The 14,189-nt window shown below is 71.1% G+C and carries 13 protein-coding genes and 2 tRNA genes; 9 read left to right on the plus strand and 6 right to left on the minus strand.

Annotated elements, in window-relative coordinates:
* Nucleotides 1-36: 36 nt before the first annotated feature.
* Nucleotides 37-1,431, minus strand: coding sequence for an amino acid permease (locus ACIHFE_RS01135; protein WP_400103268.1), 1,395 nt, complete (start codon nucleotides 1,429-1,431; stop codon nucleotides 37-39).
* Nucleotides 1,432-1,693: 262 nt separating this feature from the next.
* On the opposite strand from ACIHFE_RS01135, the gene ACIHFE_RS01140 reads away from it, so the two are divergent.
* Nucleotides 1,694-2,296, plus strand: coding sequence for a biotin transporter BioY (locus ACIHFE_RS01140; protein ID WP_400103270.1), 603 nt, complete (start codon nucleotides 1,694-1,696; stop codon nucleotides 2,294-2,296).
* 76 nt (nucleotides 2,297-2,372) lie between these two features.
* Here ACIHFE_RS01140 and ACIHFE_RS01145 read toward each other — a convergent pair whose 3' ends face one another.
* A complete protein-coding gene (locus ACIHFE_RS01145; protein WP_400103271.1) occupies nucleotides 2,373-3,824 on the minus strand; it encodes an amino acid permease in 1,452 nt (483 codons plus the stop codon).
* A gap of 165 nt (nucleotides 3,825-3,989) precedes the next feature.
* Here ACIHFE_RS01145 and ACIHFE_RS01150 point away from each other — a divergent pair, with 165 nt between their 5' ends.
* The 3 genes from ACIHFE_RS01150 (at nucleotide 3,990) to ACIHFE_RS01160 (ending at nucleotide 6,805) form a co-directional block, all read left to right on the plus strand.
* Nucleotides 3,990-4,478, plus strand: a complete 489-nt coding sequence (locus ACIHFE_RS01150; RefSeq protein WP_400103273.1) for a ribose-5-phosphate isomerase — start codon at nucleotides 3,990-3,992, stop codon at nucleotides 4,476-4,478.
* 71 nt (nucleotides 4,479-4,549) lie between these two features.
* Entirely contained in the window at nucleotides 4,550-5,362 is an 813-nt protein-coding gene (locus ACIHFE_RS01155; protein WP_400103275.1) for an Fpg/Nei family DNA glycosylase, read from the plus strand.
* A 306-nt stretch (nucleotides 5,363-5,668) separates the two neighbouring features.
* Entirely contained in the window at nucleotides 5,669-6,805 is a 1,137-nt protein-coding gene (locus ACIHFE_RS01160) for a PP2C family protein-serine/threonine phosphatase (RefSeq protein WP_400103277.1), read from the plus strand.
* A 35-nt stretch (nucleotides 6,806-6,840) separates the two neighbouring features.
* Here ACIHFE_RS01160 and ACIHFE_RS01165 read toward each other — a convergent pair whose 3' ends face one another.
* Nucleotides 6,841-7,692, minus strand: a complete 852-nt coding sequence (locus ACIHFE_RS01165; RefSeq protein WP_400103279.1) for a helix-turn-helix domain-containing protein — start codon at nucleotides 7,690-7,692, stop codon at nucleotides 6,841-6,843.
* Between the two features lie 334 nt (nucleotides 7,693-8,026).
* On the opposite strand from ACIHFE_RS01165, the gene ACIHFE_RS01170 reads away from it, so the two are divergent.
* Nucleotides 8,027-8,443, plus strand: a complete 417-nt coding sequence (locus ACIHFE_RS01170; RefSeq protein WP_400103281.1) for a DUF6083 domain-containing protein — start codon at nucleotides 8,027-8,029, stop codon at nucleotides 8,441-8,443.
* Between the two features lie 10 nt (nucleotides 8,444-8,453).
* Here ACIHFE_RS01170 and ACIHFE_RS01175 read toward each other — a convergent pair whose 3' ends face one another.
* Entirely contained in the window at nucleotides 8,454-9,260 is an 807-nt protein-coding gene (locus ACIHFE_RS01175; protein ID WP_400103283.1) for a methyltransferase domain-containing protein, read from the minus strand.
* Nucleotides 9,261-9,288: 28 nt separating this feature from the next.
* Here ACIHFE_RS01175 and ACIHFE_RS01180 point away from each other — a divergent pair, with 28 nt between their 5' ends.
* Entirely contained in the window at nucleotides 9,289-10,788 is a 1,500-nt protein-coding gene (locus ACIHFE_RS01180; RefSeq protein ID WP_400103285.1) for a PLP-dependent aminotransferase family protein, read from the plus strand.
* Nucleotides 10,789-10,795: 7 nt separating this feature from the next.
* Here the strand turns inward: ACIHFE_RS01180 and ACIHFE_RS01185 are convergent, their stop codons facing one another.
* Entirely contained in the window at nucleotides 10,796-11,887 is a 1,092-nt protein-coding gene (locus ACIHFE_RS01185; RefSeq protein WP_400103287.1) for an acyltransferase family protein, read from the minus strand.
* A gap of 215 nt (nucleotides 11,888-12,102) precedes the next feature.
* On the opposite strand from ACIHFE_RS01185, the gene ACIHFE_RS01190 reads away from it, so the two are divergent.
* Complete coding sequence (locus ACIHFE_RS01190) at nucleotides 12,103-12,297, plus strand: hypothetical protein (protein ID WP_400103289.1); 195 nt, start codon at nucleotides 12,103-12,105, stop codon at nucleotides 12,295-12,297.
* Nucleotides 12,298-12,380: 83 nt separating this feature from the next.
* On the opposite strand, the gene ACIHFE_RS01195 is transcribed toward ACIHFE_RS01190, so the two are convergent.
* Nucleotides 12,381-12,454: transfer RNA gene (locus ACIHFE_RS01195), tRNA-Gly, on the minus strand.
* A 155-nt stretch (nucleotides 12,455-12,609) separates the two neighbouring features.
* Between ACIHFE_RS01195 and ACIHFE_RS01200 the strand changes: the two genes are divergently transcribed.
* Both ACIHFE_RS01200 and tig read left to right on the plus strand, forming a co-directional pair.
* A tRNA-Pro gene (locus tag ACIHFE_RS01200) sits at nucleotides 12,610-12,686 on the plus strand.
* Between the two features lie 131 nt (nucleotides 12,687-12,817).
* Nucleotides 12,818-14,170 (plus strand): trigger factor, encoded by a 1,353-nt coding sequence (tig, locus tag ACIHFE_RS01205; protein ID WP_400103291.1) that lies wholly within the window; start codon nucleotides 12,818-12,820, stop codon nucleotides 14,168-14,170.
* The last annotated feature ends 19 nt before the right edge of the window (nucleotides 14,171-14,189 follow it).

A 14,189-nucleotide genomic window follows, 5' to 3' on the forward strand; every position in this document is an offset into this window, starting at 1 on the left:
CCTCACCCAGGGAGAGGCCGGACCGGCAATCAGGGATCAGGGCTTGCGGCGCAGCCGCAGCTCCCGCAGCCCCGCCACCGCCAGCACCGCGCCGGTGGCCGCCGCCGACCACAGCAGCTGCGGCCGGGAGTCGGCATCGGTGAGCATCAGCACCAGCACCCCGCCCATGGCGGCCAGCGCCACCCAGGTGAGATAGGGGAAGGCCCACATCCGCAGCGTCAGCCGCTCCGGCATCTCCCGCTCGATCCGCCGCCGCAGCCGCAGCTGGGAGGCGGCGATCAGGCCCCAGACGAAGAGCAGGACCGCGCCCACCGCGTTGAGCAGATAGTGGAAGATCGAGTCCGGCCATTCCAGGTTGAGGACGACCGAGGCGAAGCCGAAGGCCACCGAGGCCAGCACGGCGCGCCGGGGCACCCCGCCGCCGGAGACGGTCAGCAGCGAGCGCGGCGCCTCGCCCCGCTCGGCCAGCGAGAACACCATCCGCGAGGCGCCATAGAGGTTGGCGTTGAGCGCCGACAGCAGTGCCACAAAGATCACGACCTGCATGATCTGGCCGGCCGCGGGCACCCCGATATGGTCCAGCACCGCCACATACGGGCTCTGGCCCGGCTTCATCGAGGACCAGGGCAGCAGGGTGACGATGACCAGCATCGAGCCCACATAGAAGAAGAGGATGCGCCACACCGCGCTGCGCACCGCCCGGCCCACCGCCCGGGCCGGGTCCTCGGACTCGGCGGCGGCGATGGTGACCACTTCCAGGCCGCCGAAGGAGAAGACCACGGCCAGCACGCCGGAGATCACTCCGCTCCAGCCCCGGGGCAGGAAGCCGCCCTGGCCGGTGAGGTTGGTGAAGCCCACCGCGTGGGTGTCCGGCAGCAGACCGAAGACGGCCAGCAGGCTCAGGCCCAGGAAGAGGAGGATGGCGCCGACCTTGAGCGCGGCGAACCAGAACTCGAACTCACCGAAGTTCTTCACCGCGGAGAGGTTGGCGGCGGTGAACACCACCATGAACACCAGCACCCAGGCCCACTGAGGCATCCCCGGCACCCAGCCATGGGCGATCTGCGCGGCGGCGGTGGCCTCCACGGCCAGCACGATCACCAGCAGGAACCAGTAGAGCCAGCCCACCGTGAACCCGGCCCAGCGGCCCAGCGCCCGCTCGGCGTGCACCGAGAACGCGCCGGAGGCGGGCATGGCGGAGGAGAGCTCGCCGAGCATCCGCATCACCAGCATGGCCAGCGCGCCGGCGATCAGATACGAGACGATGATCCCCGGCCCGGCGACCGCGATCCCGGCGCCCGAGCCCACAAACAGCCCGGCGCCGATCACTCCGCCCAGGCCCAGCATCGTCAGATGCCGCTGCTTGAGTCCCGCGGACAGGGGTTCCTGCTCGCCGGCGAGCGGTTCGGCGGCCGGAGGTGCGTCGTGCATGCGGTTCGTACTCTCGGGTCGTGCGGGGTGCGCGGGGCTTGCGACGGGGCGCAAGGTATGCGCGCGTCCACAATCTCCCGAGCAGGGCGTTCCGGCCAAGCCATGCCGGGTGGCAGGTGACCAGCATCACTCGGGCGAAACCCACCAAATGCGGTGGGGCGGGCTTTGTCAAAGATGACTACGTGCCGAATGGATCGGTCTGGACTAACGTCGCTCTGTCCTCTTATCCATGCGCTATCCATGCATCTCTCGGGGAGTTCCGATGGCCACCGCCGCAAACGCAGTCCCTGGGACCGGTACGGTCCTCGCCGATCTCCTGCCCGCCTCCTCGGCCGCCCGGGCCCGGGTCCGGGACGCCGCCCTGATCCTGGGCGGCGCGGCACTGACCGGGGTCACCGCACAGATCGCGGTGCCGGTGCCCGGCTCGCCGGTGCCGGTCAGCGGGCAGACCTTCGCCGCCCTGCTGGTGGGCACCGCCCTGGGCGCCCGCCGCGGCTTCCTCTCCCTGGCCCTGTACGCGGTGGCCGGCATGGCGGGCATGCCGTGGTTCGCCGAGGCCCGCTCCGGTGCCGCCTTCCCGTCCTTCGGCTATGTCCTGGGCATGCTGCTGGCCGCCACCGTGGTCGGCGCCCTGGCCCGCCGCGGCGGTGACCGCTCGGCCCTGCGCACCGCGGGCACCATGGTCCTGGGCTCGGCCATCATCTACGCGGTGGGCGTCCCCTACCTGGCACTGGCCGCCCACCTCTCGCTGACCGACGCGATCGCGGCCGGCCTCACCCCGTTCCTCATCGGTGACGCCCTCAAGGCCGCCCTGGCCATGGGCGCCCTTCCGGCGGCCTGGCGACTGCTGGGGCGGCGGGGCTGAGCCTCTTCCGTACGACGACGGGCCCGTGTCCCCGGAAGGGGGGCACGGGCCCGTCGCCTTGGGTATCGGCAGCCGACTACTCGGCCGGCTCCGCCTTCTTGTGGCGGCGGCCCAGCGCCACGCCCAGAGCCAGCACCAGGATGCCGATCAGGCTGGAGGCCAGCACCTGGTCACGGTTGTCGCCGCCGTCCACGACCATGTAGCCCAGGACGAAGATGATCATGCCGATGGTCGCCCAGGTGAGATAGGGGAAGAGCCACATCTTCACCGAGTGCTTCTCCGGCATCTCGCGCTGGATGATGCCGCGGAACTTCAGCTGGGTGAAGCAGATGACCAGCCACACAAACAGGGCGATGGCACCGGAGGAGTTCAGCAGGAACTTGAACACGGTGTCCGGCCACCAGTAGTTGAAGGCCACCGCGAGGAAGCCGAAGACCACCGAGGCGAGGATGGCGGTCTGCGGGACGCCCCGCTTGTTGACCACCGCGAACGCCTTGGGCGCGTCACCGCGCTGGCCCAGCGAGAAGGCCATCCGGGAGGCCGTGTAGAGGCCGGAGTTGAGGCAGGACAGCACGGCGGTGAGCACGATCACGTTCATGATCTGGCCGGCGTGCGGAATGCCGATCGAGTCCAGCGCCGCCACATAGCTGCCCTTGGCCGCGATGGCCTTGGAGTTCCACGGCAGCAGCGAGACCACGACCAGGATCGAGCCCAGGTAGAAGACGCCGATCCGCCAGATCACGCTGTTGGTGGCCTGCCGGACCGCGCGCTGCGGGTCCTCCGACTCACCGGCGGCCAGGGTGACGATCTCGCTGCCCATGAAGGAGAAGACGACCATCAGCACACCGGTGAGGATCGCCCCGGGACCGTTGGGCAGGAAGCCGCCGTGCGAGGTCAGGTTGGACAGCCCGGCGGAGTCGCTGTGCGAGCCCGGCAGCACACCGAACACGGCCAGCCCGCCGACGACGATGAACGCGGCGATCGCGACGACCTTGATGCCCGCGAACCAGAACTCGAACTCACCGTAGGAGCTGACCGAGGCCAGGTTGGTCGCGGTCAGGACCAGCATGACGATCAAGGCCCAGCCCCACTGCGGCACGGCCGGCATCCAGCCCTCCAGGATCTTGGCACCGGCGGTCGCCTCGACCGCCAGCACCACGACCCAGAAGAACCAGTAGAGCCAGCCGATGGTGAAGCCCGCCCAGCGGCCCAGCGCCCGGTCCGCGTAGGCGGAGAAGGAGCCGGAGGTCGGCTGCGCCGCGGCCATCTCGCCCAGCATCCGCATCACAAAGACGACCATGGCGCCGACCAGCGCATAGGAGATCAGGATGCCGGGACCCGCGGCGGCGATACCGGACGCGGAGCCCACGAAGAGGCCGGCGCCGATGACGCCACCGATGGCGATCATGGACAGGTGCCGGTTCTTGAGCCCGGCCTTGAGGCCGTCCTGGGTGCCCGCGGCGGCGGCCGCGTCTGCGGGATCGCCGGACGAGGACGCCTTTGTCATGGTCGGCGGTATCGCGCTCATGGACAGGATTCCTTTGGTTCTGGGATTACTCGGAGTACGAGTCCTCGGCATTAGAACTTTCCCGGACGGTATTTCGGAAGACCTGAATCCGTATCGTTGTCTTCACTCCCGGTGTGTGTTCGCCCGAGGAGAGTGACGGCTTCCCCGGCATGTCAGACTGCACGCATGCGCGTGTACCTCGGCTCCGACCATGCCGGTTACGAACTCAAGAACCACCTCGTCGAATGGCTGAAGGCCCAGGGCCATGAGCCCGTCGACTGCGGGCCCCACATCTATGACGCCCAGGACGACTACCCCCCCTTCTGCCTCCGCGCCGCGGAGAAGACCGCGGCCGACCCGGACAGCCTGGGCATCGTGATCGGCGGCTCCGGGAACGGCGAGCAGATCGCCGCCAACAAGGTCAAGGGCGTACGGGCCGCCCTGGCCTGGAGCGAGCAGACGGCGGCGCTGGGCCGCGAGCACAACGACGCCAATGTGATCTCGGTCGGCGCCCGGATGCACTCCGAGGAGGAGGCGGTCAAGTTCGTCGAGATCTTCCTCGCCACTCCGTACTCCGGTGAGGAGCGTCACAGCCGCCGGATCGAGATGCTCAGCCGGTACGAGACCACCGGCGAACTCCCCGAGATCCCGGCCCACCACCCGCAGCAGGGCTGACCCGCCCCAGACGGCGTGCGGCCGGCGGTACAGCGCCGCCGGCCGCAGGGCCGACGCATCCGGAGGACTCCTTGCCCGAAGGGCACACCATCCACCGCCTGGCGGCGGACCACCGCGCCCTCTTCCCGGCACGGCGACCCCTGCGCGTCACCAGCCCCCAGGGCAAGTTCGCCGACAGCGCCGCCCTCGTCGACGGCCGGCCGCTGGCCGGGGCCCAGGCCCATGGCAAGCATCTGTTCCTGGACTTCCGGCCGACCGGCTGGATCCATGTCCACCTGGGCCTGTTCGGCAAGTACACGCTGGGACGCGGCCCCGTCCCGCCGCCCACCGACACCGTGCGGCTGCGGCTGGCCACCCCGGACGCCCATGCCGACCTCCGCGGCCCCACCGCCTGTGCGCTGATCACCGATGCGGAGAAGCAGGCGATACACGACCGGCTGGGACCGGACCCGCTTCGCCCCGGCACCGATCCCGCCCCCGCCTTCGCCCGGATATCCCGCAGCCGCAGCAGCATTGCCGCGCTGCTGATGGATCAGAAGGTGATCGCCGGAGTGGGCAATGTCTATCGCGCGGAGGTCCTCTTCCGGCATGGGATCGATCCCTACCGGCCGGGCCGTGATCTCACCCGGTCCGAATGGGACGCGATCTGGGCCGACTTGGGGGAGCTGATGCGCGAGGGCGTACGCAACAACCGCATTGACACGGTGCGGCCCGAACATACCCCCGAGGTCATGGGCCGCCCGCCCCGGGTGGACGACCACGGCGGCGAGGTGTACGTCTACCGCCGCGCCGGACAGTCCTGCCATATCTGCGGCGGCGAGATCCGCACCGCCGGCCTGGCCGCCCGCAACCTCTTCTGGTGCCCCGGCTGCCAACACCGTTGAAACCAGGGTCCCGTGGCACCGCGACGGGCGGCCGCCGGCGCGCATACCCCGCCACCGATCACCGAGCGCCGCCCCGGGCTTCCATACGCGCCCCCGCGCGCTCTCCATGCGGTTCACGCCCTGTACGGCGCGCCGTTGACACGCCGACCACCCGTTGAAACCCATGCCCCGCGCTGTATACCCGTGCGGGCGAACGACTTTCGCATAGGGTTGCTTCCGGGGCGTCCGCTCGGTCGCGCCCAGGCTGTCGTGTCGGCGCGGCGTGAATCGACGCACCGCCGAATGGGTGGATAAGGTCCCGAAGCAATGACTGGCGGTGCGGAGACCCCGACGGCCCGGATGCGCAAAGCACTGCACCGGGTCCGCACCAGCGTGCGCAAGTCCGGAGTCGACTACTTCCGCGGCGACGGCTCCGACTGGCTGGCCCTCACCGCCCTGCTGCTCTCCGTACCCGCCCTGGCCATCGGCACCATCGCCCAGCCCGAGTGGTGCGCCCCCGCCGCCCTGGTGCTGCCCATCGTGGCCGGCGGACTGCTGCTGCGTCCCGCCAGTCTGCTCGGCCTCTACGCCACCGCCGCCACCGCGCTGATCGTCGAGTCCGCCGTACTGGACCCCTACGCCTACGGCGCCGACCGGGTCACCCCCGGCACCATCCTGGTGGTGGCCGCCGTGGGCTTCTTCGGGCTGCTGATCGCCCAGTTCCGCAGCCGGGTCGGAGTGCCCTGGCGGCGCGGCGGCACCATGCTCTTCGACCTGCGCGAACGCATCCGCGTCCAGAGCAAGCTGCCCAAGCTGCCACGCGGCTGGCACCGGGAGATGGCGCTGCGCCCGGCCGGCGGCCAGTCCTTCTCCGGCGACTTCGTGGTCGGTGCCCGCACCAACGCCGGCCGCACCCTGGAGGTCGTCCTCACCGATGTCTCCGGCAAAGGCATGGACGCCGCCTCCCGCGCCCTGCTGCTCTCCGGCGCCTTCGGCGGACTCCTCGGCTCCCTGCCGCCGCACGCCTTCCTGCCCGCCGCCAACGGCTATCTGCTCCGCCAGGACTGGGACGAGGGCTTCGCCACCTCCGTCCACCTGGTGCTGGACCTGGAGAGCGGCGACTACGAGCTCTTCTCGGCCGGCCATGTCCCCGGCCTGCATCTGTGCGCCGGCACCGGCCGCTGGGAGGAGAAGTCCGCCGAGGGCCCGCTGCTGGGCGTCTACGACGGCGCCCAGTTCGACTCGGTCAAGGGCAGGCTGCGCAGCGGCGATGTGCTGATGCTGTTCACCGACGGCCTGGTGGAGACCGCCGAACGCGAACTCACCGAGGGCATCGACCGGCTCACCGGAGCCGCCGACCGCTATGTGGCCTCCGGGTTCGCCGGCGCGGCCTGGCATCTGATCGAGGCGGTGGCCAAGGACGTCAACGACGACCGGGCACTGCTGCTGATCTGCCGCCACTAGGTTCGGTCCGGTAGGTGCTGTCCGGCCGGCGGGGCTCAGATCGCCTTGGCGACCCGGTGGACGAGATCGCGGGAGGGCTCCGGATCCAGCGCCACCCGCTGCATCCGGTCCAGCATCAGCCGGTAGGTGTTCAGCCGCACCGGCTCGTCGATCACCACGGCGTTGCAGGCGACGTCCAGCACCACCGTGTCCAGCTGCGGCACCGGCCCCCGGCAGAAGTCGACGCCCAGCCCGGTACTGGGGAAACCGGTGCGGAACGGGATCACCAGCACCGTGATCCCCGGGCGTTCGCTCAGCGCCACCAGCTGCTCCAGCTGCGCCCTGGCCACCCTGGGACCGCCGAACTGCATATGGAGCACGGCCTCATGGACGATCGCGGTGTACGGCGGTGACGACTCCCGGTAGAGCAGCGCCTGGCGTTTGAGCCGGTGCGAGACCCGGTCCTCGATCTCATGCGGCAGCAGCGGCGGCACCGCCTCGCGGAAGACCGCCCGGGCGCAGTCCGCGGTCTGCAACAGCCCCGGGATGTTGACCACTTGGGTGACCCGCAGCGCGGTGGCGTGGTGCTCCAGCTCGGCCAGGTCGCTCAGACCGGACGGCACCCGGTCCCGGTACCCCTCCCACCAGCCGTGGCCCTGGTCGCCGGTCATCCTGGCGAGCGCCTCGACCAGCGGCCCGTCCGCCCCGCCACAGGCGCCGGCCAGCGTCCGCACCTGCTCCGCGCTGAGCCGCTGGCCCCCGGCCTCCATATCGCTCAGCCGCGCCGGGGATATGCCGATCCGGCCACCGGCCTCCGCGGCGGAGAGGCCGGCCCGCTCCCGGAGTCTGCGCAGCTCCGTGCCGAGGCGTCGGCACCGGGCGGCCGGCAGGGGGATGGTCGGTGGCATACCGCTCCTCTCGCGGTCGGCAGGGCCGGTCAGATCGCGCGGCCCGACCGTACTAGGGCCGCCGTGGTGCGCACATGAGATCGCGGCAGGAGCCACCGGTTCGCGTGAGCACGGGCGCGTGCGCCCACGCGCCGGGGGCCTGGGGTATCCGCCCGGCTGCGGCTCTCCGCCGGGTGGTGCGGAATGCGACGCCCGGCCCGGCGGCCCGGGCAGCCCTGCGAGCCGCCCGGCGGCGCGGCAGGCGTCCCGGGTCACGCCCGTAACCACCGGCAACGAGGGGAGTTGGCCGGCCGGGGGACTGGGCTGCGGCCAACATCCGCCGGATCCTACCGATATGGCGGACATGGGGGGAAACTGCGGCCGGTGCGCCGCCGGCAGCGAAACCGGCAACGACACCGTCCGGCACCGGGCTTGGCCCTGGCAGGGCCTGCTGTGCCCCGACTGCTGGACGGACTGGGAACGGCTGAACACCGCGCCCTGCCCCGAGTGCGGAGCCGGCAAACCGCGGTACCGCACGGCGGACGGCCAGCTGATACTGCTCGAGGGCCACAGCCCGCTGCCCGCCGCCCAGGTGCCCGCCGATGAGCGGTGGTGCGTCGGCCCGGACGGCCGGGCCGCCCGGCACCGGGGCGAGGCGGAGTGCTGTGTCGAACACCGCATCGTCTGCCGGCTGCGCGCCCGGCCGGACGATCGCTACCCGGCGCTGGTCACCCTCTGGCGGGCCAACTCCATACCGTCGCCGCCCCGGTAACCCCTTCCGCTCAGGCAACTGCCTCCGCCTTGAAGAAGGTGTAGTGGAAGGTCCCCCCGGCCTCCGCCGTACGGCGCAGGTCCGCGATCCCCCGCTCCCAGTCGGCGGCCGTGGTCAGGCCCGCCGCCAGGGCCTCCGCCCCGATGGACTCGACCATGGCGGTAAAGGTGTTCCGGGTGAAGCCCTCGGCCAGCGCGGGATGCCCGTCGTCCGCGTAGACCGTACGCGGGGTGACCACCACCTCCCGGAAGCCGGCCGCCCCGAGCAGCGGGCGCAGCCGGCGGCCGATCAGGGCGTCCCCGCCGTGCGCGGACTGCAGCCGGATCTGGTGGCCGATGGCCGCCCGGGCGTAGTGGCTGTCGGGGTGGAAGAACGCCGAGCCATGGTCGCCCTCGATCACGGTGACCGAGCCGCCGGGGCGCAGCAGCGGCCGCAGCGCGGTCAGCGCCGCCAGGGGGTCGGGCAGATGCTCCAGGACAAAGCAGATGAACAGGTGGTCGAAGCTGCCCTCGGGGAAGGGGAGCCGGTGCAGATCGGCCTGGAGCCACTCCACCCGGGCCCCGGGCAGTTGGGCCGCCACCCGCTCCCGGGCCAGGGCCAGGGAGTCGGCCGAGGAGTCCACGGCGACGATCCGCACCCCCGGACGGGCCCCGGCCAGCCGCACCGTCTGGGCGCCGACCCCACAGCCCACCTCCAACACCCGGCTGCCCGGCGCGAACTCGGTGCCCGAGTGCAGCAACTCGGCCAGCACATCCGCCTGATCGTCCAGCCGCCGCGCCTCGGCGGCCGAATACCCATGTACATAACCCGTGTTCATGATCCGACCCTCTCGCCACAATGGCCCCATGGACAGGTCCAATGGAGCAGACATCGACAGGTCCACAACGGCCGGTGCCGACTTCCTCCAGCTGGACATCGGCCAGGCACCGCCCGGCGGCCGGGCCGACTGGCTGGCCGGACGGCTGCGCCAGGCGATCGGTGACGGCCGGCTGCCGGTGGGCAGCAGGCTGCCTGCCACCCGGGTGCTCGCCGCCGAACTGCGGGTCTCCCGGGGCCTGGTCACCGAGGCATACCGGCGGCTGGGCGAGGACGGACATATCGCCGGACGGGGCCGCGCCGGTACGGTCGTGGTCGCCGCCCCGCTGACCGCGGCCGTACCGTCCACCGGGACCGCGCCGGGGCCGTCCAACAGCCGGTCCGCCGAGGCCGGTTCACCGTTCACCGCCGCCCCCGGCACGGACGCCTTCGATGTGCTGCGCACCGCACCGGCCCGGATCGACCTCTCACCCGGGCTGCCGGACCTGGCCGCGTTCCCCAGGGCCGCCTGGCTGCGTGCCGAACGCGCGGTGCTGGCCGGGCTCACCCCGGCCGCCTTCGGCTACACCGACCCCCGGGGCACCCCGGAGCTGCGCCGGGCGGTCGCCGACCGGCTGGCCCGCTACCGCGGCTTCCGGGCCGGCCCCGACCAGGTGCTGATCACCGCCGGTACCGCCCAGGCGCTGGGACTGCTGGCCCAGGCGCTCTCGGCGGACGGCATCCGGCGGGTGGCCGTGGAGGACCCGGGCTCCCTGGGCGCCCGCCAGCACCTGGCGCACTGGGGAATGGACACCCCGCCGGTGGCGGTGGACGAACAGGGCGTGGATGTGGCGGCGCTGGACCGCTGCGGTGCCCCGGCCGTGCTGCTCACCCCGGCCCACCAGTTCCCCACCGGGGTGGTGCTCGGCGGCGAGCGGCGCCGGGCCCTGCTGCGCTGGGCCGCCGCGGGCGGACTGGTGATCGAGGACGACTATGACGCCGAGCACCGCTACGACCGGCCGCCGGTGCCCGCGCTGCGGTCGATGCTGGCGGAGCGGGTCTGGTACACGGGCAGCGTGTCCAAGCTGCTGGCCCCCGCGCTGCGGATCGGCTGGCTGCTGGTGCCCACCGCCCACCGGGACGCCGTCATCGAGGCCAAGCGCTGCACCGACCTGGGCAATGCCGCGCTGCCCCAGCTGGTCCTCGCCCACCTGATGGAATCCGGCGAGCTGGAGCGGCACTCGCGCCTGCTGCGCCGCCGGCACCGCGCGCGGCGGGACGCCATGGTGCGGGCGGTACGGGAACTGCTGCCCGGCGCGACGGTGCGGGGCGCCGCCGCCGGGCTGCATCTGACGATCACCTTCGCGGCCGGGTTCGCCGACACCGAGCTGGCCGCCGCCGCGCTGGCCCGGGGAGTGAAGGCCCAACCGCTGTCCTGGCACCGGCAGCGCCCCGGAGAGCCGGGACTGGTGCTGGGCTATGCCGCCAGTCCCTCGTCCGCCATCGCCGAGGGCGTGGCCCAACTCGCCGGTGCCCTGCGGGGACTGTGAGGGGCGGTCAGTCCGTCCGGCGGAACGCCCAGTCCATCCGCGGCTCCATCAGCGGACGCAGCACCCGCCGCACCGGCGCGCTGCACAGCGCCGTGACCATCGCGATGCCCAGCACGGTCACCACCAGCTCGCCCACCGGGCGGCGGATCCAGGCGGCCGCGTCGTACCACTCGTACCAGCGCGAGGCCTTGATCAGAAAGCCGTGCAGCAGATAGCCGTAGAGCGTGCCCCCGCCCAGCGCGGTGAACCAGGTGCGGCGGCGGGGCACCCAGGCCAGGAAGGCGATGGTGAGCACCGCGGCGGTCAGGAACAGCGCCAGGGTGCTGAACGGGGCGACCCAGGCCGGCTGGTGGAGGTCCTGGACGCTGGAGTTGTGGTACAGCCAGCCGCTGTCCAGGCGGGGCGCCAGCCAGTACGCGGCCCCCACCGCGGCGGCGAACACCGGCACCGCCGCGATCCGCACCCAGCCCCGGCGGACCAGTGCGAAGTGCTCCGGCCGCAGCCGCAGTCCGATCACAAAGAAGGGCAGGAACTGCAGCACCCGCATGAGATCGAAATCACTGCCCACATCCCGGGTGCACGCGGCCACCACCGCGATGGCAAAGGACACCGCGACCGGCCACCGGACGAGTTGCCAGATCGGAGTGGTCAGCCGCCATAGGAACAGCGCCGCCAGGAACCAGTTGAGGTACCAGGGGTTGACCAGGGAGAAGGCGTCCGGCCGGGCGTCGGGTTCCAGCCAGCGCTGGAAAGCGACATAGAGCACCTGGAAGATCAAATACGGCACCAGCACCCCGCTGACCAAGCGCTTGAGCTTGGCCGGGCCGAGGTCGAAGCCACGCGAGAAGTAGCCGGAGATCAGGATGAAGGCCGGCATATGGAAGGCGTAGACGGTGAGGTACAGCGCCATCGCCGCCCGGCTGCTGTCGGTCAGCGGCTCCCAGGAGTGGCCGAGCGCGACCAGCACGATCGCCAGGTACTTCGCGTTGTCGAAGAAGGGGTCGCGCTGTCCGGCGGCGCCTGTGTCCCGGGGCCGGCCGGTGCCGGGGTCCTGGGCGGGCACGGACGCCGCGGCTTGCGCCATGGTGGTGGAGGACACACCGGGCACCTTAGTCGCGCGCCCCACACCGCCCAAACCGCCCGCATCGCAACGGACTTCCGCCCCAACGGCCGAAATCGATCCTTTGTCGACCGGAGCACCTGCTCGATGAATCGTCACTGCGCCCCTACGCAGCGCCAGTTGGTGGCACCATAAGTGCGGAGGGGGCCCGCGGTGGGCCGGGCAGGTGCTTTTGACCGAGGGTGTGATCAGTTGTGGCCATCTCACTGTCCACGGTGTTGCTGCTGGGGATCATCCTCGTGGTGATGACCCGCAACGGGAAGATCAAGGGCTTCCCGGCGCTCATCGCGATGCTCTTCGGCTTCTTCCTGGCCTCCAGCGGCCTGGCGCCGTCGATCCACACCTTCCTGGACTCGATCGCCCGGACCATCCAGAACGTCAAGATCTGAGGCCGCCCGCCGGGGCGGCACGACGGAGAAACGAAACGCCTCGGGAAAGCACAACGCCTCCGGCCCGGGGGCCGGAGGCGTACTGGAGCGGGCGACGGGAATCGAACCCGCGTAGCCAGTTTGGAAGACTGGGGCTCTACCATTGAGCTACGCCCGCGCGCACCGTTCGAACCCCTGTGGGGGTGCGTGGCACTGACGTGCATCGTAGCGGGTTCTCCGGGGTCCTCGCACACCCCCCATGGTCCGGCCCGGTTCCTGGGTTATTCCGGCGTCCGAGCACGCCGCGGACATGTACCCTACGTCTCGCACCGACGGGGTGTGGCGCAGCTTGGTAGCGCGTCCGCTTTGGGAGCGGAAGGTCGTCGGTTCGAATCCGGCCACCCCGACCAGCAAGATCACCTTGTGGGCTCCATCCTGCGTACGGTTACTATGCAAGCTGCGCGTCTGTGTGTCTCTACCGGGCGCGGCCAGCTGAGGACCTCAGCGGAATTCCAGAAGTCAGCCCCAAGGAGACCGAACCGTGAAGAGCGCCGTGGAGACCCTGAACCCGACCCGGGTTCGGCTCACTGTCGAGGTGCCCTTCGAGGAGCTCAAGCCCAGCCTCGACGCGGCGTACAAGAAGATCAACCAGCAGGTCACGGTGAAGGGCTTCCGTAAGGGCAAGATCCCCGCCCGCGTGATCGACCAGCGCTTCGGCCGTGGCGCCGTGCTGGAGGAGGCCGTCAACGACGCGCTCCCGAAGTTCTACACCGAGGCCGTCAACGAGGGTGAGCTCAACCCGCTGGGCCAGCCCGAGGTGGACATCACCGAGCTGAAGGACGGCGAGCTGCTGGCCTTCACCGCCGAGGTGGACATCCGCCCGGCCCTGGAGATCCCGGACTACTCCGGTATCGAGGTCACCGTCGACGCCGTCGAGGTCACCGACGAGGACATCGAGAAGTCCGTCGAGCAGCTGCGTGAGCGCTTCGCCACCACCAGCCCGGTCGAGCGCGCCGCCGCCGAGGGTGACATCGTCACCGTGGACCTGGAGGCCAAGGTCGACGGCGAGGTGCTGGCCGACGGCGTCGCCACCGGCATCGACTACACCATCGGCTCCGGCCAGCTCCTGGACGGCATCGACGAGGCCGTCACCGGCCTGGAGGCCGGCGGCTCCGCCACCTTCACCTCCGAGCTCAAGGGCGGCTCCGCCGAGGGCAAGGAGGCCGAGGTCAAGGTTGACGTCACCGCCGTCAAGGCCCGCGAACTGCCCGCGCTGGACGACGAGTTCGCGCAGCTGGCGAGCGAGTTCGACACCCTGGACGAGCTCAAGGCCGACAGCCGTGAGCGCCTCGGCCGGATGAAGAAGTTCGACCAGGCCACCCAGGCCCAGGAGAAGGTCCTGGACGAGCTGCTGAAGCTGGTCGAGGTCCCGATGCCGGAGAAGCTGCTCGAGGACGAGGTGAACACCCGCAAGCACAACCTCGAGCACCACCAGCTCGGCCAGATGGGCCTGACCCTGGACAAGTACCTGGAGATCCAGGGCAAGTCCGCCGAGGAGTTCGAGGCCGAGCTCAAGGAGCAGGCCGAGAAGGGCATCAAGACCCAGTTCATCCTGGACGAGATCGTCAACAAGGAGAAGCTGTCGGTCGCCCAGGACGAGCTCACCGAGCACCTGATGCGCCGCGCTCAGTCCTCCGGCATGTCCCCCGACCAGTTCGCCCAGGCGGTCGTCGAGGGCGGCCAGGTCCCGATGCTGGTCGGCGAGGTCGCCCGCGGCAAGGCGCTGGCCACCGTGGTCGAGGCCGCCACCGTCAAGGACAGCAACGGCGAGGTCGTCAACCTGGACGACGAGGAGGACGAGGCCACCGAGGCCGAGACCTCCACCGAGGCCTGAGCCTCAGCCCGGTAGTCGC

Origin of the sequence: Streptomyces sp. NPDC052396 (genome assembly GCF_044593195.1) — a bacterium.
GTDB lineage: Bacteria > Actinomycetota > Actinomycetes > Streptomycetales > Streptomycetaceae > Streptomyces.